Source organism: Rufibacter latericius (assembly GCF_003721515.1).
Lineage (GTDB): Bacteria > Bacteroidota > Bacteroidia > Cytophagales > Hymenobacteraceae > Nibribacter > Nibribacter latericius.
The window spans coordinates 168,324-189,363 of sequence record NZ_RJJD01000001.1 but is presented as its reverse complement, the minus strand read 5'-3'; the positions used below and the strand labels follow the sequence as shown (position 1 = coordinate 189,363).

The window sequence follows — 21,040 nt, the reverse complement described above, 5'->3', positions numbered from 1 at the left end:
TTTTTAATTCCTAATTCTTAATTATTTTCCATTCATGATCAAGGAGCGCGTAGACGTATGAATCGCACCAGTGGCCTTTGATGAAAATGTTCTCCCTGAAATGGGCTTCGCGGCGCATGCCCAGCTTTTCCATGATGCGGAAAGAGCCGTTGTTGCGCGGGTCGCAGTCGGCCCAGATGCGGTGGAGGTGCAGGTCTTCAAATCCGAACCGTAGGAGGGCGGCAGCGGCTTCGGTGGTATAGCCTTTGTTCCAGTAGGTCTGGTTGAGGATATACCACAGCACGGCTTCCTCGGCATCGTAGTCCACTTTCATGCCCACGCGGCCAATCAGCATGTTCGTCGTCTTCAGCACGATGGCAAGGTCAAACAAGGTGCGCGGTTCTTCTTTGGCTTCCTCCAGACAGTGCAGAATGTACTCCCGACTTTCTTTTCCGGTGCGCACTGCGCTGGTCTGGTACCGCATTACCTCCTCATTGGATTCATACAGGTTGGTGAAATGCCAGTCGTCTTCTTTGAATTCCCGCAGGTGCAAACGGGAGGTGTGTAATTCCATGGAGATGGTTCATCTGTGCTGAAGGTGAAGATAGGCAAAATTGAGATTCCTTAATCTATCATCTTGCGTAGAATACGGATGCGGAATGATGGGTCAGCTACTTGTCAGAGGTTTTCTTTAGGCCTGTTTTCCCAGACACGGCTTTAAAACAGGAAAACCTGCCGGGCTTCTGTCGCCCGGCAGGTTTTCTATGTATTGTTGTTTTACCCCTGGTTTCTGAGAAACGGGAGAGAAACGCCTATTTCAGATAGCGGAAATCATGACCGCTTTCCAATTGGATCAGGAACTGGTAATACAGGTTGATGATGCTGTCTACGTCGTCTTTGTGCACGGTTTCCACGGTGGTGTGCATGTATTTCAACGGTAGGGAGATAAGTGCCGAGGCTACGCCTTCAGAAGAATATGCAAAGGCATCGGTATCAGTGCCGGTGGCGCGGGTTGCTGCGGCGCGCTGGAACGGAATCTCGTTTTTCTGGGCTACCTCAATAAGCATGTTCAGGACGTTGTTCTGTACCGCCGGACCGTAGGTCAATACCGGGCCTTTGCCGCAGTGCAGGTCTCCGTTGGTTTTCTTTTCGTACATAGGCGACTGCGTGTCATGCGTCACATCGGTGATGATGGCCAGATCCGGTTTGATGCGGTGGGCAATCATCTCGGCCCCGCGCAGGCCAATCTCCTCCTGTACTGCGTTTACAATGTATAATCCGAAAGGAAGTGTATTTCCGTTTTCCTTGAGCATGCGGGCCACCTCGGCAATCATGAATCCCCCAATTCTGTTGTCCAGGGCGCGGCCTACGTAGAACTTGTCGTTCATCACCCAGAACTCATCGTCAAAGGTAATCACACAACCTACGTGAATGCCCATGTCTTCTACCTCCTGCTTGTTAGCGGCACCACAGTCCAGGAAAATGGTTTCTACGGTAGGGGCTTTGTCCTGATCTGGTTTGCGTACATGAATGGCCGGGTACCCGAACACCGCTTTTACCATTCCCTTTTTGGTATGGATGTTTACCCGCTTGGAAGGGGCAATCACAGCGTCAGATCCGCCGTTGCGGCGCACGTAGATGAACCCTTCTGGGGTGATGTAGTTTACAAACCAGGCAATCTCATCGGCGTGCGCCTCAATAACCACCTTGTACTCAGCCTCTGGGTTGATGACGCCCACCACGGAGCCGTAGGTGTCCACGAAGTACTCGTCTACATACGGTTTGATGTAGTCTAACCACAGTTTTTGTCCCGATGACTCAAAGCCGGTTGGCGCGGCGTTGTTGAGGTAGGTTTGCAGGAATTCAAAGCTTTCTTCTCTCATAGCTTTCCATTTAGGTGGAGCAAAGCACTCTCCGGTAGTTGTTTGTCAGTTGAAATAGTTTTGGCTGGGTGCTTTGTCATCGCCAGCCAAGGCGCATAGAATATTGAATGTCTTTTCTGGGAGGTGAGAAGCGGTTCTGGTGAGCGGTAATATGCCCTACAAAACCTTGTCTTACTTCTAAAGTCTCAACTCTTATAACGGAATGTTGCCGTGCTTTTTCTTAGGCAACTGATCTACTTTATTTTCCAGCATCTTAAAGGCTTTAATCAACTTGGCCCGGGTCTCAGATGGATAAATCACTTCATCCACGAAGCCACGGTGGGCGGCGCGGTACGGCGTCGCGAATTTCGCCTGGTACTCGGCCACTTTCTCGGCGAGTTTCGCTTCAGGGTCCTCGGCGGCGGCAATCTCGCGTTTGAAGATGATCTCCGCGGCTCCTTTGGCTCCCATTACGGCAATCTCGGCGGTAGGCCAGGCGTAGTTCAGGTCAGCCCCAATGTGCTTGGAGTTCATCACGTCATAGGCCCCGCCATACGCTTTACGGGTGATCACGGTTACGCGGGGCACGGTGGCCTCGCAGAAGGCGTACAGCAATTTGGCTCCGTTGGTGATGATGCCGCGCCACTCCTGGTCAGTGCCGGGAAGGAAACCGGGCACGTCTTCCAGAACCAGCAACGGAATGTTAAAGGAATCGCAGAAGCGTACAAAACGGGCGGCTTTGGTGCTGGCGTTGATGTCCAGAACCCCGGCTAAAACTGCAGGTTGGTTACCCACAATACCTATGCTACGACCTGCCAATCTGGCAAACCCTACCACAATGTTCTCCCCGAAGTTCTTATGCACCTCCAGGAACGTATCTGAATCGATGATGCCTTCAATCACCTCACGGATATCGTAAGGCTGATTAGGGTTTTCCGGAACGATGTTGTTCAGAACCTCACGGGATTCATCGGCTTTGGCTTCATACGGCAGGGCAGGAGGAAGTTCCTCGCAGTTCTGCGGCATGTAGCTGAGCAGTTGCTTTATGTTTTGGATGCACACCACCTCATTGGCGCAGGAAAAATGGGTCACGCCGCTTTTGGTGCTGTGGGTGCTGGCGCCGCCTAGTTCCTCTGAGGTCACGGTCTCATGCGTTACCGTTTTCACCACGTTAGGGCCGGTCACAAACATGTAAGACGTGTCCTCCACCATCAGGATGAAGTCGGTAATTGCCGGCGAATAAACCGCTCCTCCAGCACATGGTCCCATAATACCAGAGAGTTGCGGGACTACGCCAGAAGCCAAGGTATTTTTGTAGAAAATATCGGCGTAACCGCCCAGGGAAACCACGCCTTCCTGGATACGGGCCCCGCCGGAGTCATTTAAGCCAATTACGGGAGCACCGTTTTTCATGGCCAGATCCATGATCTTGACAATCTTCTCGGCGTGCGTCTCAGAAAGGGAACCGCCGAAAACGGTGAAATCCTGGGAGAAAACGTACACCAGGCGACCATTTACGGTACCGTAGCCGGTGACTACGCCATCGCCTAAATAGTATTCTTTGTCCAGCCCGAAGTCTTTGGACCGGTGCATCACAAACTTGCCTATCTCTTCAAAAGAACCTTCGTCCAGGAGTAAATCAATGCGTTCACGGGCGGTCAGTTTGCCTTTTTTGTGCTGTGCATCAATACGCGCCTGCCCGCCTCCTAAGAGCGCCTCAGCATTTTTGCGATCTAATATTTCAAATTTGCTATTCAGGTTGTTCTGGTCTGCCATTGAAGCACTTTGATGTTGGTACAAGAAATCAAATTTAGGAAAGAATAGGGCAGTGTGAAATTTTTGTGATGTTTTTCTTATGGCAACTGACTTGGTACTTTAGAAAGACTGAATCATTGGTGTACTTCTAGATAAAAATAAATACTGAAGTTGAAGGCGCCTTTCCGATTTCGGCCTCAATTCTGAAAAGAAAGCCGAAAACGAAACTGTAGCGTCGTGACCTTGGCAAGAGGTGGTTCTATGCAACAATCCCGTTACAATTCAGAAAGAATCTGGCATTGCAACTGGTACCTTCTTTTTTTTCCAGGATTTTTAGTTTGTTCTTAGATGAGATTTTCCCGTTTCATTAAGACACGTCATGACAGGGACATGACGCTACAGTTTCTGATCTGCGTTTTTAAGTGCGTTTTTGGGAATGAGCCCTAAAACAAAAAAAAGGCTGACAGTTTGTCTGTCAGCCTTTTCAAATGGAATGAATTCAATTAGTCTTTCTTCTTACCATCAGTTGGCGTAGTCTCCTCTTCTTCTGAAGACGAAGCCTCTGGAAGATCGTCAGAAGTGTCTGGAATGGCATCCTCGTTCTTGCGGTTAGAGAACGTCAATTCCTCTTTGCCTTCTTCGTAGTCAATCACGATGGTGTCTCCTTGGGCCAACTCGGCTTTCAGGATCTCCTCCGCAATCGGGTCTTCCATGTACTTGGTGATGGCACGGTTCAACGGACGGGCACCATACTTAGAGTCGTATCCTTTCTCGGCCACAAAGTCTTTGGCCTTGTCAGTGATCTCAATGGTGTAGCCCAGCGTTTTCACGCGGTTCAACAGCTTAGCAAGCGAGATATCAATGATTTTATGAATATCTTCTTTCACCAGCGAGTTGAACACAATCACATCATCCAGACGGTTCAGGAACTCGGGAGAGAACGTTTTCTTCAAGGCAGAAGCAATGGTGCCTTTCATGATGTCGTCCATGTTCTCCTGACGGGTTTTGGTCGCGAAACCAACCCCAGCCCCGAAGTCCTGCAAGTCACGCGCCCCGATGTTGGAGGTCATGATGATGATGGTGTTTCTGAAGTCAACTTTACGGCCTAAACCATCGGTCAACACACCGTCATCCAAAACTTGCAGCAACAGGTTGTACACGTCTGGGTGCGCTTTCTCAATCTCATCCAGCAATACCACTGAATATGGCTTGCGGCGGATTTTCTCCGTTAGCTGACCACCTTCTTCGTAACCCACGTAGCCTGGAGGCGCTCCCACCAAGCGAGATACGCTGAATTTCTCCATGTACTCACTCATGTCAATACGTACCAGAGCGTCTTCTTTGTCAAATAGGTAGGTAGCCAGAACTTTGGCCAGCTCGGTTTTACCAACCCCTGTCGGGCCAAGGAATACGAATGAACCGATTGGGCGCTTAGGATCTTTCAGGCCAACGCGGGTCCGCTGGATGGCTTTCACCAACTGCGTGATCGCTTTTTCCTGACCGATTACTTTGCCTTTCAGCTCTTCGCCCATGTTGAGCAGCTTCAAGCTCTCTTTCTGGGCGATACGTTTAACCGGAATACCTGTCATCATGGCGATTACCTCGGCCACGTTTTCTTCTTTCACGGCGTAACGTTTCTTTCTCGTCTCCTCTTCCCAGCTTTTCTTAGCGGCGTCAAGTTGATCTAAAAGTTTCTTCTCTTTGTCACGCAGTTGAGCAGCCTCTTCGTATTTCTGGCTTTTCACCACGCGGTTTTTCTCGTCCTTGATGTTCTCAATCTGTTGCTCTAGGTTAAGAATATCCTCTGGCACCACAATGTTGTTGATGTGCACGCGGGCACCAGCTTCATCCAGAATGTCAATGGCTTTGTCTGGTAAGAAACGGTCGCTCATGTAGCGGTCGCTCAACTTCACACAGGCCTCAATGGCTTTGTCTGAATAAGTCACGTGGTGGTGATCCTGGTATTTGTCTTTGATGTTGTGCAGGATCTCAATGGTTTCCTCTGGCGTGGTAGGATCTACCATCACAATCTGGAAACGACGAGCCAAGGCACCATCTTTCTCAATATACTGACGGTATTCGTCTAGCGTAGTAGCGCCGATGCATTGGATTTCGCCGCGGGCCAGCGCAGGTTTGAACATGTTGGAGGCATCCAGAGATCCGGAGGCTCCACCAGCACCTACAATGGTGTGCAACTCATCAATGAAAAGGATCACGTCCGGAGATTTCTCCAGCTCGTTCATCACGGCTTTCATGCGCTCTTCAAACTGACCGCGGTATTTAGTACCGGCCACCAAAGAGGCCAGATCTAAGGTTACCACCCGTTTTCCGAAAAGCACCCGGGAAACCTTCTTCTGGATGATGCGCAGGGCAAGGCCTTCGGCAATCGCCGTTTTACCCACACCTGGCTCCCCAATCAAGATCGGGTTATTTTTCTTACGGCGGCTCAGTACCTGGGCCACCCGCTCGATTTCTTTTTCACGACCCACAATAGGGTCAAGTTTGCCTTCTTCGGCCAATTTAGTCAGATCACGACCGAAGTTGTCCAACACCGGAGTGCGGGATTTCTCGGCACCCTTCTTGGCGGCTGAGCCAGCGCCTCCTTTAGAGGAAGAGCCAAAGAGTTTGTCGTTATCGTCGTTGTCATCGGTATCTGAAGAGGCAAGAGGGTTGTTAGCATGATAGTCTAACGAATCCCGAATAGCTTCGTAGTTCACGTTGAATTTGGCTAAGGTTTGCGATGAAATATTATCCTCATCCCGCAAAATGGACAACAGTAGGTGTTCTGTACCTATGATGTCAGACTTGAAGATTTTAGCCTCCAAATACGTTATTTTCAGGACCTTCTCCGTCTGTTTGGTAAGCGGGATACTTCCGGTAATATTGGTATTAGGGCTGGCGGTATTTTTGGTGGCCTGCTCAAGCGCGTACTTGAGCTCCTCCATAGGTACTCCCAGCTTTTTAAGCAAAGCGATTGCGGTGCCTTCTCCTTCGCGGATCATACCCAGAAGCAGGTGCTCGGTGCCGATGTAATCATGCCCCAAACGGATGGCTTCCTCGCGACTGAGAGAGATCACCTCTTTCACTCTATTTGAGAATTTGGCTTCCATGTAAGTTCTTGTCTAGTAAATTGTTGTTGTGCGTGTACTGCAACTGTGCTGCCAAGGCGACACTTGTAAAATTAACAAAATGCTTGGGGCAAATGTTCAACAGAAAGCCGCAGGATTCTGCAAATAAGTAGATGCCTCTGGGCCAAGGTTAAACAACAGATCCAGTATACTCAGGTTTATTGCAAATTGTTTGCCAAACACCTGCCGGTAGGGCGTTAAGCGCAAAATGTCAGGCTCCTTCTTGGGATGAAGTTCCCCGCGCCAATCCAACACCGGTGCCTCATATGTATTCCCATACGTTTGAGTAAGGCGTATTGGTTGCTTTAGCTTTAGGAATTTAGCGAAAAGTTTCATCAGATCCATGTTCAACTGGAAAAGCAGGGCCGGTTTCCGGTCATAGATGTCCTTGACATAATCGGCGTAAAACTCAAAAAAAGGCGCGTTTCCGTAGGCGCTCCTGATCGTGCGCCAGTGGATGTCTAACCAACGCTGGCCGTAGTCAATCTCTAGTTCGGTGATGATGGTTTTACTGTTGCCTTTCACTACCGGCACACTCAGAGGAACCACGCCCTGCGCCGTGAGAATATGGCAGCGGTTACGGTAGCTCTGCTTGTGGTAATGTTCATGGGCCTCAAAGAGTAATTCATCAGCTTCAAAAGCTTTCTGAAAATAAAGAATGCAAGGGTTGTAGTGGAGCTCGGTTAATAACTGCATGCAAGAAGAAAGTTGAATAAGTGCAAGTAAGGGAAATTTCGGAGACTTGCACGGAAACCATTCGTGACCTTGAGGAAACCTGGTCTATGCAAAAGGCATTAAACCTAAACAGACTCTTCAAAAACCGCCTTAGCCCAAATTCTTTCACTTATTATAAATTGGACTTTTGCGTACTTATTTCTCCTGATGCAGATAAGGGAAGAACGGCTAAAGGATAAATGTAGTATCTCTGTTAAGGGTTAAGCGCCAAATATTTACCTTCTTAGTTTTTCCTTGTTTACCAGCCTGTAAGAAACAAGACGCCGGTGGCAGGAAGTTCCGGGAATTTTGTTCTGAATCAGGTGCAGGGAACGCAAGGCGCTTTGCGGCTGCTTTCAAGAAAACGGGGGTAAAACGCAGGGGGTGGTATCATGGAGGTAACGGGCAAGCGGCGCGAAACCAGAACTTTCTGCCTGTACTTTTGCCTTTCAGTAAATCAACCGTACAAAGGGGTTGATGATTAATGATGTTGCCCATGCCTGCTAAAAAACTTTCTGATATACCCGTTTCCGTTCTGGATCTGGTGCCCATCCTAAGTGAGAAGACCGCCGCCGATTCCTTTAAGAACACCGTAGACTTAGCCCAGCGCGTAGAGCAGCTTGGGTTCCAGCGGTACTGGATGGCCGAGCACCACAACATGGCCGGTATTGCCAGTTCTGCCACCGTCGTACTGATTGGCCACGTGGCCGGTGCCACTTCCCGCCTGCGGGTGGGCTCGGGCGGAATCATGTTGCCCAACCATGCCCCGCTGGTAGTAGCTGAGCAGTTTGGCACTCTGGCCACCTTGTATCCCGGTCGCATTGACTTGGGCTTAGGCCGTGCCCCAGGTACCGATCAGATGACGGCTCATGCCCTGCGCCGGGATCTACGCGGATCAGTGGATGAATTCCCGCAAAACGTGGTGGAGTTGAAAAACTACCTTGGCCCCGTAGACCCCACTGCCCGGGTACGGGCAGTACCCGGCGAGGGCTCTGACGTGCCCATCTGGATTTTAGGCTCTAGTACGTTCGGGGCGCAGCTGGCCGGTATTTTGGGAATGCCCTATGCTTTTGCCAGCCATTTCGCGCCGTCTCAGTTGCACGCCGCCTTGAAAGTGTACCGCGACAGTTTCCAACCCATCGGGGACCTGAAAGAACCCTACGCCATGGCCTGCGTGAACGTGATTGCCGCCGACACCGACGAGGCAGCCATTTACCAGTCTACCTCGCTGTACCAATCTTTCCTGAACGTGGTGCGCGGCACCGCCAAACCCATGCAACCACCCGTGAAAAGCATGGACGGCCTTTGGGATGCCTCAGAACGGTACGCAGTACAGCAGATGTTGCGGTATTCGTTTATTGGTGGGCCAAAGACGGTGCAGGAAGAACTTCAAACCTTCCTGGACGAAACCGGGGTTGACGAGATCATGGTAGGGTGCAACCTTTACGACCACAGTGCCCGGGTGCATTCCTACGAGTTGTTGGCCGGGTTCTTTAAGCCAGTGGCCTCATAAATTCCTAACTTGATTTTTGCGCCGTTTCGTGGGCAAAGCAGAAGCCTATAGTTCTGCTTCGCCCATGAAACGGCGCTCTTTTTTGCTTAAAGCTCTGCCAGGAAGCGGAAGGAAGAAGGGCAAGCAAAGGAAATCCCTGACTCCCTGTTATCTTTGCCTTTGCCGAGCCGGTCTTTTCCTGTTTTGGGCCTGTTTTCCAAGAAATGCATCCTAAACCCTCTACCGCTTCTTTCCGCCGCCCTGATCTTAAACCAAGTCAGCTTCCGCTCTGGTGGCTGTTGAAAGGAATCTCTCTCCTGCCTTTCCCGGTGCTGTACGCCCTCTCCACGTTTCTGTATGGCGTGTTGTACCATGTGATAGGCTACCGGAAAAAAGTAGTGCGCCAGAACCTGGAACGATCTTTCCCCCATAAAAGTCCTGAGGAGCGGCTTGCGATTGAAAAGCGTTTTTTCCTGAACCTCACCGATTTGATTGTGGAGTCACTGAAGCTGATTTCGCTTTCTCCGGCCAACCTGAAGGAACGGCTGGTGTACCGGGGCCATGAAAGGGTGGAGGCGCACGTAGCCAGCGGAACCACCGTGTTGATGTTGGGCGCCCACCTGGGAAACTGGGAGTATATGTCGGCCGCCAGCCAGATCATTTACGCTGCGCCTGTGGACGGGGTGTACAAACCGTTGGCCAGTTCTTTCTTTGATGAGTTCATGAAGTTCATGCGCGGCCGCTTCGGGATTAACCTGGTGCGGATGAAAGACACCCTTCGCCACCTGATCAGGCACAAAGCCGATGCCCGCATTTTCACTTTGCTCTCTGACCAGGTGCCGCCTTACGGCGAAATCCAGTATTGGACCACTTTCCTGCACCAGGATACTCCCTTCTACGTTGGCGCCGAGAAGCTGCGTTCTTCCTTCAAGTTTCCCGCCTATTTTGTGGGCATGCGCCACCTGAAGCGCGGCTATTATGAAATTGAATTCCAGGAATTACTTCCCGCCCCAGCGGTTGGAACTCCGGAAGAAGGATACCCCCTCACAGACGCTTTTGCCCGCAAACTGGAAGCCTGGGTAAACCAATACCCTGAGAGCTACCTATGGTCCCATAAACGCTGGAAACATAAAAGACCTTCGGCCAATCCAGAGTCTTAGGTCTTAAGTCCTGAGTCCTAAGTCAAGAGTTGGGCTTTCCTGTTGCAGTTATTCTTTTCTGAGGAGGGCTTTAGGAGCAGTTTTGAAAAAGAAAGCAGGAAACAGCCAGTAAGGCAGAGTTAGAAGATTAGATTTTATTTGAAGCAAGAGGAACTAGATTTCCCTCTAAAGTCACCCGTGCGGACCGGGTAGAATGACCGGTATCTTAGGTTAATTTCTGCCGTTTTACCAATCCCATCCCTTTCAATTCATTTAAACCCTTGGGGAAGGTTCCCTTCTCCAGAAAACAAGTTTTCAGATGCATTCCAACCCAAAAGAGGCCTTTCCTATGGTTCCATTTCGCGCCCTGAAATGAGGAATCTGCTTTTAGTAGAAAATTTTTAAAAAGCATGCAGCTTTTCACTTTTGGTATTGTCTTTAAATGGAAGCGAGTGCCTGAGGTATTTTTTTAGCATATTTTATTCAGAAAATATATAAAAGGTAGATATGTTAATTAAGGATAAAATTTTGCTAAATTACTGATTGCTACTCTGCTTAGGTTGCCTATTGAGAAAGGCAACGCTTTGGACCGAGATAGACGCAAGGCTAGAAGTAGAGGCGATAGGCTGATCTCTTCCCTTGTGTAGAAACAACCAAAAAATGGTGGTTCTTGAAACGGAATAGAAAAACATTCTTCTAAACTACAAAGAACAACAAGCCGCAACGTTGCAGAAAGGCAGTTGAAGCCACAGATCTTATACCTTGGGTCTTGGTCAACTCCTGTTTTCAGAAAAGACGGCTTTCCCGCACCAAAAATCAACGAAGGGCATGGTAAGGCATGCTCAATCCACTCTTCCTTCAGTCTCTTGTGGTAGAAATCTGTTCTGGGAAAAAGCCCCGAAACGGTTTTACACCCAAGCAGAAATTATCACCTTCCCCCTGGCTTTGTCTCTCTAAGCCATAAGCATCATCTCCGGTTAGGGACGTTTATCACACCCTCGGTAAGATGAAAATCAGCTCTTAACGATGAAAATGCCTTTGGCTTATTCCAGCAGGAAGGCACCTGTTCACCAAACACATTCAAAATCAATTCTCGTTATGATGAAAACTTTACTAATTCAATTTGTGCTGATGTTCTGCCTGCTCAGCCAGGTGTGGGCCCAGACACGAACTGTAACCGGGAGGGTTACGTCTTCCGCTGGTGAGGCAATGCCAGGGGTTACGGTGCAAGTAAAAGGAACCTCCAATGCCGCCCCAACTGATGCCAGCGGCAATTACTCCCTTCAGGTACCGGCGGCCGGCGGAACGTTGGTGTTTACTTACATTGGTTACCTGAACCGCGAAGTTCCCATTGGCGACCAGACCACCATCAACGTGACTTTGGTCGAAGACTCAGAGCAACTGAGTGAGGTGGTGGTAACGGCGGTGGGTATTGAGCGCCAGAAAAGAGAAGTGAACTACGCGGTGCAGGATTTAAAGGGTGACCAGGTTGCCCAGAAGTCTGAACCAAACGTAGTGAATGCCCTCCAGGGAAAAGTGGCTGGGGTAGAGATTATTTCCTCCAGCGGGATGCCTGGAGCAGGGGCCCAAGTGTTCATTCGGGGGCTTTCTTCCGCTACTGGTAATAACCAACCGCTTTTCGTGGTAGACGGGGTGCCCATCAGCAACAATACCTCTTACTCCTCTAACCCAACCACGGGAGGGGCCTCTTATTCAAACCGGGCCCTGGATATTCACCCCAATGACATTGAATCTATGACCGTGCTCAAAGGGCCTGCCGCCGCCGCCTTATATGGGGCCAGGGCAGGGAACGGGGCCGTGATCATTACCACTAAACGGGGCCGGTCTGGCGATGTGGAAATAACCTTGACCTCTTCCTTCAACATGCAGAGAGTTTATGGTTTGCCAAATTACCAGAACGACTACGGGCAAGGAACTAACGGGCGGTACAATCTGGCTTCCACTGACAGTTGGGGACCTCGTTTCGGGACTCCTGGGCTTGACTCTGTAAACAACGTGAGCGGGAACCCCATGACCAGGCTCGCTTATCGGGCTTATCCAGACAACGTGAAAGACTTCTTCCAGACAGGTAAAATCTGGGACAACGGAATTACGCTTTCCAGCGGGAGTGAGAAAATGCGCTATATCTTCAGCGTCAATACCACCAATCAGGACGGAATTATCCCTGAAAGCGGACTGGACCGGTACACCCTTCGGGCGGCGGGCAATGCAACCCTGGGGCACGGCTTCTCTGTAGATGCTTCTGTGCTGTACGCCAAGACCAACCAGGAAGGATCCCTGCAGGGAAACTCCGGATCCAGCCCTTGGTTCACGCTGCCCTTCATCCCCAGAAGCTTTGACATAGTAAATGTGCCTTACAAATTGCGGCCAGGGGTGCAGGCCCCTACACTGTTTACCCAACTCAACCGCGATAACCCTATGTGGAGTGTCAACGAGTCTTTCTATGACAGTGAGGTGAACCGGTCCATTGTAAGCGCCACGCTCAACTATACCCCAACCTTCTTCAAAGACTTCACGGCCACCTACCGGATAGGCATGGACCAGTACTCTGATGACCGCTTGCAGGCCTATGGGTATGGTTCCTTCAACTCAAACGGGAACACCGCCACCAACCAGCGCGGGTCTCAGCTTTATGAAGACAACCGGTTTCTGTCAGTGAACCATGATTTGTTTGGGGTCTACCAAAAAGACCTTACCCCTGATTTCAATTTCAGGGCCCTGGTGGGAACCCAAATCAACATGATTGAAACCAGGCGCAACTCCATTCAGGCCGAGGATCTGCTGGTGCCGGACTTTTATAACCTGGCCAACCACTTGCCTTCTACCACGTTTGCCACCAACTACCAAACCGAAAGGCGTTTAGTGGGTGTTTACGGGCAAGTAGGCCTAAACTACAAAAACCTGTTGTTTGCCGAGTTCACGGCCCGGAACGACTGGTCATCTACCTTGCCAACTGCTAACAACAGCTATTTCTATCCATCGGTCAGCCTTGGATTCGTCTTCACAGATGCTTTAGGTATCAGCAATGACATCTTTAGCTATGGAAAAATTCGGGCCAGTTACGCCCAGGTGGGGAATGACACCGATCCTTACCTGACCAACACTTTTTTTGTTACCCAGGCCTTCGGGAACAACGTAGCGGGGCTTACATTCCCTTTCAATGGAAATACGGTAGCCTTCACCCGCAATGACCGTCGCGGAAACCTGGACCTGAAGCCTGAGTCTAAGAAATCCTACGAGATAGGGGCTGAGTTTACTTTCTTCAATGGTAGGGGTACCCTGGACGTCAATTACTTTAATAACAGCACCACTGATCAGATCCTGAGTTTGACGGTGCCTAGCTCTACCGGGTTCACCGATTTTACCACCAATGCCGGTAGGATTGACAACAAAGGTTGGGAGATATCGGCCAATGCTACGCCGTTGGAGTTTGAAACCGGGTTCCGGTGGGACATTGGGGCAAATTTCACGGCGCTGGAAACCGAGGTAGTAGAACTTGCCCCCGGGTTGGATCAGTTCAATCTTACCACCGGGTATATTGATCCGCTTACCGGAAGTAGCGGGTCTGGGTTCTCGGGTTTGAGCCCGCTGCTACAGCCAGGCCAGCCATTTGGGGTTCTACAGGGCACCAGGTTCAGAAGAAACGAGGCTGGTCAACTGATCATTGACCCTACGAACGGCTTGCCTGTGGTAAACACCAACTCGGAGATCATAGGCGACCCCAACGCCGACTGGTGGGGTAGTCTGTCTAATACAATCTCCTTCAAAGGGTTTAGTTTAAGTGCCATGGTGCAGTACGTACACGGCGGTGACTTCTATTCAAGACAAACCCAGATTGCGCGTTTCCGGGGTGTTTTAGAGGAAACAGCCGAAAACCGGGAGCAGCCTTACATGTTTGAGGGTGTGTTGGCCAATGAGGCAGGGGAACCTACTACTACGCCTAACAACATTCAGATTACGGCGCAGCAGTATTGGACCACGTTCAACAATGCCTCTGAGTTTGCCGTCTTTGATGCCTCGGTTCTACGGTTGCGCGAAGTAAGCCTGGGGTATACCTTGCCCGCCGCGCTGCTTGCCAAGACCCCGTTTAAAGCGGCAAGTGTTACCCTTACTGGCCGAAACCTGCTGTACTATGCGCCTAACCTGCCGCACGCCGACCCAGAGTCTAACCAGTTGGGGGCCAACACCCGGGGGTTCGAGTTTAACTCTCCGCCATCGGTGCGCAATTTCGGCGTTAACCTTCGCTTCACTTTCTAACCTCGGGAGGACTTCTCTATGAAACGATATATAAAATCATGTAAGACCATCTTGCTGGCCGTGGCGCTGGTTATGGCTAGTTCCTGCGATGATTTCCTGGATGTGAACACCAGCCCTAACAACCTGCCGTCTTCAGAGGTGCAGTACATACTGCCCGGGGCAGAACTGGGGATCGGGTTTGCAATGGGGAACACCATCCAGCTCGTAAACTCTTTGTGGGTGCAGCACATGGCCGGCACCGGTACCCAGTCAGACCCCTATGACCGGTACAACATCGGCCCCAACGATCTGGACAATGAGTGGGATCTCATGTATGCCTCTTTGCTGGATGATTTACAGCAGGTGAAGGTGCAAGGCCGGGAAGAGGGCAACTTCATACATGCCGGTATGGCGGGCGTGCTGCAGGCGTACACCTGGGCCGTAACCACCGACATCTGGGGAGACGTACCTTTCTCGCAGGCGCTTAGCTTTGACCAATCGGCTACCCCGGTGTATGATCCGCAGCAAAACATCTACGCCGGAATCTTGACCATCCTGAACGAAGCCATTGCCGATCTGGGTAAGACCAACGCAATTGCCTCCTCAGAGGGAGACCTGATTTACTCCGGTGACGTGGCCAAATGGACAAAGGCCGCTAATTCCATCAAGCTGAAACTGTACATCCAGAGCCGGAAGAAAAACGCCGCCGAGGCCACAGCGGGCATCAATGACCTGATTGCCCAGGGGCAATTGATCACCTCCAACGCTGACAACCTCAACGTGCCGTTCTTTGCTTCGTCTGGGGCGCAGAACCCGCTGTACATGTACAATCACCTTACCCGCCCCAATGACATGATCGCGAGTTCGCGGTTTATTGATTCTATGCAGGTTTTAAATGACCCACGGTTGCCTGCCATCCTTACCCAAAGCGGAGGAGCCTACATTGGGTATGATAACGGGGCACACACCGTCCTGAACTTTACCTCAGCCAATCGCTCCCGTTGGGGCTTGTACATTGTAGGCAAAGGACAGACGGCGGCCAACGGAACCATTAACGTATCCGTGGCCGGTGATCAGGCCCCCTTCCGGCTTATAACATCTTACATGGTGTATTACTGGCTTGCGGAGGCGGCACTTACTTTGGGCACTTCCGGTGATCCAGCCACCCTGTACCGGCAGGCTTTGCAGGCAAATTTTGATGACATCTCCAGTTTCTTAGGAGCGGCATATACTCCGGCCAATTTCACTGCCGATGCCCAAACCTACATTGCTGCCCGGGAGGCTGCTTTCAACGCAAGTTCCTCGGCTGAGGGAAAACTGAATGTGCTCATCCGGGACAAATGGGTGTCTTCTGCTGGTAATGCCTATGAGGCCTACAATGATTATAGGCGGACTGGCTACCCACGGTTAGAATTGCCGCAGAATGCCTTGGCAGGTGTAAATCGCATCCCCACAAGATGGCCATATGTGCAGGGGGAAATCCAGTCTAACAAGGACAATGTTCCCATTCCCGATGAAAACGCATACCCGGCCGCTTTCCTGATTCCCATTTGGTGGATGCAGTAATTAAAAGACTTAACTCATTTGAGATATGAAAATCAAAAAGTTATTCCTAAGCCTTTTAAGCATTATGCTTTTGGCTTTCAGCGCGTGTGAGAACGACGAATATGATGGTTTGGTGAACCCTGACCCAATTCCTTCTGCTGCCATTACTTTCCCACAGTCCGTGGAGTCTAACGGAGTAGCCCGGCTGGAAGACAATGCCTATATCATTAAGCAGAACTCCATTGCGCAGGGTCAGATATCGGTGCAGATAAAGGTGCCCGAGGGCCGAACAATCCAGGAACTGACCAGGGTGACGGGGCAGCGTTTCAGGAGCCCAGCGCCCGTGGCGCCCAATTACAGCCCTACTCTCCCTTCGGGAGCCACGGCTGCGGCCAACCTGGCGCCTAACTCGCCCATATCACGCAACACAGCCGGGAATCTGCCAACCACCATCACCGGTGCCCCCGGCAACATGGTAACCTACAACATCTCCACCACTGATGTTCCGGCGGTGCTCGCTGATGCCGAAATGCCTACGATGGCCGTGGGAGATGTGATCCGGTTGTTTTTCAGGGTTAAGGTAGATAATACCGAACAGGAACAGCGCGCCATTGAAGTGAGGGTGTACATCACGGGATAAAGGCGTTGTTAGAAAAACAGAAAGGCTTGCAAGTGATTGCAAGCCTTTCTGTATTTAGGGTGTTTCCTTGAAATCGGCCGCAAAGCCGCTTTGGCTTTTTTTGACTCAAGTCTCAGAACTCTCTTTTACAGAAACTCTTCAATGTCGCCGGCACCCTGGCGCAGTACGTCAAATTCATCGTTCTCGCAGTTGACCACCGTAGAGGCTATGTTGTTCCCGAACCCGCCGTCAATGACCAGGTCTACCAGGTTGCGGTATTTCTCATAGATCAGCTCGGGATCGGTGGTGTACTCCACTACCTCGTCCTCGTCATGGATGGAGGTGGACACAATGGGGTTGCCCAGTTCCTGCACCAGCGTTAAGGCTATGCCGTTGTCGGGAATCCGGATGCCCACGGTGTCTTTTCGCTTGCCGCCTAATTTGGGTACTTTGCTGCTGGCCTCCAGCACAAACGTGAAGGGGCCTGGCAAGGCTTTCTTCATGACTTTGTAGGTTTGGGTGGAGATCCTGGCGTAGTCTGAGATATGGGTCAGGTCATGGCAGATAAACGACAGGTGAGCCTTGGCCGGATTTATGCCGCGCAACTGACATAGCCGCTCCACGGCCCGGGCGTTGTGCAGGTCGCAGCCCAAGCCGTAAATGGTATCGGTGGGGTAGATGACCAGTCCGCCTTTTCGTAGAATTTCCACTGCCTGGGCAATGCTTTTCGCTTGAGGGTTGTCGGGGTGAATCCGGAGGAAAGTTGCCTGTGCCATGAGTTTAAGGGGCTAATGAGTCAATGTGCTGATGTGCTACTTGGGGAAATGGCTTTCAAACCGCTTTTGGAGTTGGTAAACCAATTGTTCCGTAAGTAAAAAACCAGCTTCAAGAAGTATTTCCTACTAATGTTTCAGTGCATACGCTTAAACCCAAATTTCCGTTTTTAAGTCGATTATCAGAAAACAGCCTCAAAACAGAATGGCTATACATCAGGGATTAAAACCTGGAGCAGGAGGAGGGGTTTTAAAGAACCAATTAGCACATCAGCACATTTCCCCATTAGCACATTAAATTTGTACCTTTGTCGTCTATGTCAGAACAAAACATTCCTGTCACGCGTGGTCCAAGAGGGCCGCGTAAGCCCCGCAAGACAAGCAAGTGGACCTATGTGCTGGTGGTCCTGATGTTCCTTTTCGTCTGCTTCTCTTACTATGCCTACCAGATTGTCTATACTCCCAACGTAGAAAACAAAGGCGAGCCGGTATATGTGTTGATCCCGAACGGAGCCACCTACGAGCAGGCCATGGATTCCATTGACGCCAAAAAAGTAGTGATTGACCGGCTTTCGCTTCGGTTCATGGCCAAACTGATGGACTACCCAGAACTGGTGAAACCCGGCCGTTACGAGCTGAAAGATGGCCTGACCAACTACAAACTCATCGCCAAACTGCGCTCCGGTGACCAAGACCCGGTGAAGCTGACGTACACCAACGTGCGCCTCAAAAAGGACCTGGCCCAGAAGCTGAGCACGTTCATCAACTCCTCGCCCGCCGAGATTGACTCTTTGCTCAACAGTCCGTCGTACACCAGGCAACTTGGCTTTGACACCACTACCATCCTCACCATGTTCATCCCGAATACCTACGAGATGTACTGGACCACCTCGGCGCCTGACATGATGAAGCGCATGAAAAAAGAGTACGATAACTTCTGGACAGAGGAACGCAAAGCCAAAGCCGAGGATGTGGGGTTGTCGCCAAAAGAGGTTTCCATTCTGGCGTCCATCGTGCAGGCCGAGCAGTCTGTGCACGCCGATGAGCGGCCGCGCATTGCGGGCGTGTACCTCAACCGCCTCAAACGCAACATGGCCCTGCAGGCTGACCCAACGGTAGTGTACGCAACCGGCGACTTTACCATCCGGAGGGTTTTGAACCAACACCTGAGAGTCAACTCACCCTACAACACGTACCTGAACAAAGGCCTGCCGCCGGGGCCCATCAATTTGCCCGCTATCTCTTCCATCAACGCGGTCCTGAACCCTGAGCAGCACGAATACCTGTATTTCTGCGCGAAGGAAGATTTCTCTGGTTACCACGCGTTTGCCGTGACCGAGGCGGAGCATCGGCGGAACGCCCAGCGCTTCCACGCGGCCATGAACCAACGCAACATCATGCGGTAAAAAAGAAGCTTTAGGGCTTTTTTCCCATAAATAGGTCTAAATTGGATGTGTTTCACGGATATCAACCTTCTATGAGAAAAGCTGTCTCCTTACTTCTGCTTTCCTGGTGTTTTATCATGGGTGCGTGCAGGCAAACCGAGCCGAATGCCCCTATACCTGTTCCGTATGAAGCTTTAACAACGGAGCTGGAGAAAATCCACGATGTTGACCAGGCTACCCGGCAGGGATTCAATGACGTGAAGGAAGAGGACAGGAATGCCTTTATGCTTAAAATGAGGCAGGTAGACTCCGTGAATCAGGTTCAGGTGCAGAAGATTTTGCAGCAGTACGGCTGGCTGCCCAAAAGCAAGATTGGGGATAAAGCAGCCGATGGATTGTTTTTAGTGGTTCAGCACGCACCATCTCCCGTGATAGAGAAGTACTTGCCAGAACTCAAGAAAATGGCCCAGAAAGGAGAAGCAAGCATTATTTCGGCAGCGATGATGGAAGACCGTTTGCTCATGTACCAGGGCAAGAAGCAGGTTTACGGTACCCAGGCTTCGTCTATGAACCGGAAAGATGGTTCCATGGGCATCTGGCCCATCGCTGACAGCAAAAATGTGAATGCCCGTAGAAAGGCAATCGGGTTTCGGGAAACTGTTGAGGAGTATGCCGGCCTTTTGAACGCTACTTATAATCCTTCAGAAGAACTTCTGCATGAAGGCCGTAGGGTGCAATAACATTTCCTGACAAGCCTTAAAAAGGAGTGATTTCCTGACGAAAGGTAGGTATGTTTTGGCATCCATTTTATCAAAATGGCCCTAAAGCAGGTTCCACCATCATTTTATAGAGAAGAAAGACTTTGTTTACATCAGAAGTACAGATACGCGTGCGCTACGCCGAGACTGACCAAATGGGCTACGTTTACTACGGAAACTACGGCGCCTACTATGAGGTAGCCCGTACCGAGACGTTCCGGCAGTTGGGCATCAATTACAAAGAGATGGAAGCCGAAGGCGTGATGATGCCGGTGCTGGAGTTGCGGTGCAAGTACATCAGGCCGGCCCGCTACGACGATCTGCTTACCGTGCGGCTTATGCTCAAGACCAAACCCCAAGGCGCCCGCATCAAGTTTGAATACGAGGTGTACAACGAGGCCCAGGAACTCCTCAACATCGGGGAGACCACCATGGTGTTTGTAGACATGAAAACCAACCGACCCACGGCTATTCCTGCTTATATTCATGCCAAAATAGACCCGCACTTTACGGCATGAACCTCTACGAGCGCCTGGCCCAATACCGGTGGTACCGAATCTTCATCGTTTTCCTGAAACGGCTGCGTTTCGGGGACGAGCAGGTGTCGGTGTACCATGTGCTCAAGGTCATGATGGACGAACTGAAGATGGACTCGCTCACCAAGCGCTCGTCGTACATGGCCTTCAACTTCACGCTGGCTATTTTCCCCACCATTATCTTCCTGTTCACGCTCATCCCCTACATTCCCGTAGGCCACCTGGACCGCGATATTCTCACTCTGCTCGGCGATATCATGCCTTCAGAGATCTACGTGGTCGCCGCCGATACCATCGAGGACATCGTGAACAAACCACGCGGGGGCTTGCTGTCTTTCGGTTTCCTTTTTGCGCTGGTGCTGTCTACCAACGGCATCATGAGCCTGATGGATGCCTTTGACAAGAAGTACAAAACCTTTCGCCGCAGAACCTACCTGCGCAAGCGGATGATAGCCACGCTGCTCACCATCGCCCTGGCCTTGATTTTGTTTTTGGCCATTGGGGCCATCTTCTTCGGGACGTATATCCTGGATGCGCTGGTTTTTTATGAAATAGTGACCGAGGCTTTTACCTACGGCCTGATTGTGTCAGTGAAGTATGTGGCGGTGGCCTTGCTGTTTTTCCTGGCTACTTCCATGATCTATTATTACGTGCCGGCGGTGCATGACAAGTGGCCGTTTGTGAGCGCAGGATCAGTGGTAGCCACCATCCTGATATTCCTGGTCTCCTGGCTATTCTCGCTCTACATTGGCAAGTTCGATTCTTACAACAAGTTCTACGGCTCCATTGGCGCCCTCATTGGTCTGATGGTGTGGCTGGACTTCGTATGCATGAGCTTGATTGTAGGGTTTGAGGTCAATATCAGCATAGATGCCCTCACCAAGCGCCTGGTGCGGGGGAAAGTTTAGCCGTTTGAGGCCTGTTTTCCTGAAAATGGCCCTAAAGCAGGAGTACCTGTTGCGTCTGAAGAACGAGTTGATCTGAAAATCAGAAAAAAAAATTCAGGAGGGTAGGAGCGTGACATTCAGGAAGTAAGCCGATGTTGACAAAGCTTTTGCGTAAAAAATAAGAAAAAAGGAGGGCTTGGGACTTGACAGG

15 protein-coding genes are annotated in these 21,040 nt (G+C 50.8%); 9 read left to right on the top strand and 6 right to left on the bottom strand.

Annotation, left to right across the window (positions count from 1 at the left end; genetic code table 11):
* Window positions 1-10 precede the first annotated feature (10 nt).
* From EFB08_RS00730 to EFB08_RS00710, 5 genes are all read right to left on the bottom strand, one after another.
* Window positions 11-553, bottom strand: a complete 543-nt coding sequence (locus EFB08_RS00730; RefSeq protein ID WP_123124999.1) for a GNAT family N-acetyltransferase — start codon at window positions 551-553, stop codon at window positions 11-13.
* A gap of 238 nt (window positions 554-791) precedes the next feature.
* Complete coding sequence (locus EFB08_RS00725; RefSeq protein ID WP_123124998.1) at window positions 792-1,862, bottom strand: M42 family metallopeptidase; 1,071 nt, start codon at window positions 1,860-1,862, stop codon at window positions 792-794.
* Window positions 1,863-2,054: 192 nt separating this feature from the next.
* The gene (locus EFB08_RS00720) at window positions 2,055-3,617 is read right to left on the bottom strand and encodes an acyl-CoA carboxylase subunit beta (RefSeq protein WP_123124997.1); all 1,563 of its coding nucleotides are present in this window, start codon (window positions 3,615-3,617) and stop codon (window positions 2,055-2,057) included.
* Between the two features lie 482 nt (window positions 3,618-4,099).
* Complete coding sequence (locus EFB08_RS00715; protein WP_123124996.1) at window positions 4,100-6,706, bottom strand: ATP-dependent Clp protease ATP-binding subunit; 2,607 nt, start codon at window positions 6,704-6,706, stop codon at window positions 4,100-4,102.
* A gap of 96 nt (window positions 6,707-6,802) precedes the next feature.
* Window positions 6,803-7,420: a WbqC family protein gene (locus EFB08_RS00710; protein WP_123124995.1), complete on the bottom strand. Its 618-nt coding sequence runs from the start codon at window positions 7,418-7,420 to the stop codon at window positions 6,803-6,805.
* A gap of 514 nt (window positions 7,421-7,934) precedes the next feature.
* Between EFB08_RS00710 and EFB08_RS00705 the strand changes: the two genes are divergently transcribed.
* From EFB08_RS00705 to EFB08_RS00680, 5 genes are all read left to right on the top strand, one after another.
* Complete coding sequence (locus tag EFB08_RS00705) at window positions 7,935-8,951, top strand: LLM class flavin-dependent oxidoreductase (RefSeq protein WP_123125582.1); 1,017 nt, start codon at window positions 7,935-7,937, stop codon at window positions 8,949-8,951.
* A 203-nt stretch (window positions 8,952-9,154) separates the two neighbouring features.
* On the top strand, window positions 9,155-10,090 hold the full coding sequence (locus tag EFB08_RS00700; protein WP_227006154.1) for a lysophospholipid acyltransferase family protein: 936 nt from the start codon (window positions 9,155-9,157) through the stop codon (window positions 10,088-10,090).
* Window positions 10,091-11,170: 1,080 nt separating this feature from the next.
* Window positions 11,171-14,347: a SusC/RagA family TonB-linked outer membrane protein gene (locus tag EFB08_RS00690; RefSeq protein ID WP_165864763.1), complete on the top strand. Its 3,177-nt coding sequence runs from the start codon at window positions 11,171-11,173 to the stop codon at window positions 14,345-14,347.
* A gap of 18 nt (window positions 14,348-14,365) precedes the next feature.
* Window positions 14,366-15,892 (top strand): SusD/RagB family nutrient-binding outer membrane lipoprotein, encoded by a 1,527-nt coding sequence (locus tag EFB08_RS00685; RefSeq protein ID WP_123124992.1) that lies wholly within the window; start codon window positions 14,366-14,368, stop codon window positions 15,890-15,892.
* Between the two features lie 25 nt (window positions 15,893-15,917).
* Window positions 15,918-16,511, top strand: coding sequence for a hypothetical protein (locus tag EFB08_RS00680; RefSeq protein ID WP_123124991.1), 594 nt, complete (start codon window positions 15,918-15,920; stop codon window positions 16,509-16,511).
* 125 nt (window positions 16,512-16,636) lie between these two features.
* Here EFB08_RS00680 and EFB08_RS00675 read toward each other — a convergent pair whose 3' ends face one another.
* The gene (locus tag EFB08_RS00675; protein WP_123124990.1) at window positions 16,637-17,266 is read right to left on the bottom strand and encodes an L-threonylcarbamoyladenylate synthase; all 630 of its coding nucleotides are present in this window, start codon (window positions 17,264-17,266) and stop codon (window positions 16,637-16,639) included.
* A 314-nt stretch (window positions 17,267-17,580) separates the two neighbouring features.
* Here EFB08_RS00675 and mltG point away from each other — a divergent pair, with 314 nt between their 5' ends.
* The 4 genes from mltG to EFB08_RS00655 all read left to right on the top strand — a co-directional run bounded on the left by mltG (window position 17,581) and on the right by EFB08_RS00655 (window position 20,850).
* Window positions 17,581-18,669, top strand: a complete 1,089-nt coding sequence (mltG, locus tag EFB08_RS00670; RefSeq protein ID WP_123124989.1) for an endolytic transglycosylase MltG — start codon at window positions 17,581-17,583, stop codon at window positions 18,667-18,669.
* 71 nt (window positions 18,670-18,740) lie between these two features.
* Window positions 18,741-19,388 carry a DUF6624 domain-containing protein gene (locus tag EFB08_RS00665; protein ID WP_123124988.1) on the top strand — a complete coding sequence of 216 codons (648 nt, stop codon included), beginning with the start codon at window positions 18,741-18,743 and terminating at the stop codon, window positions 19,386-19,388.
* 122 nt (window positions 19,389-19,510) lie between these two features.
* A complete protein-coding gene (locus tag EFB08_RS00660; protein ID WP_123124987.1) occupies window positions 19,511-19,924 on the top strand; it encodes an acyl-CoA thioesterase in 414 nt (137 codons plus the stop codon).
* On the top strand, window positions 19,921-20,850 hold the full coding sequence (locus EFB08_RS00655; RefSeq protein ID WP_123124986.1) for a YihY/virulence factor BrkB family protein: 930 nt from the start codon (window positions 19,921-19,923) through the stop codon (window positions 20,848-20,850). Before EFB08_RS00660 ends, EFB08_RS00655 begins: the two co-directional genes overlap by 4 nt.
* Window positions 20,851-21,040: the final 190 nt, after the last annotated feature.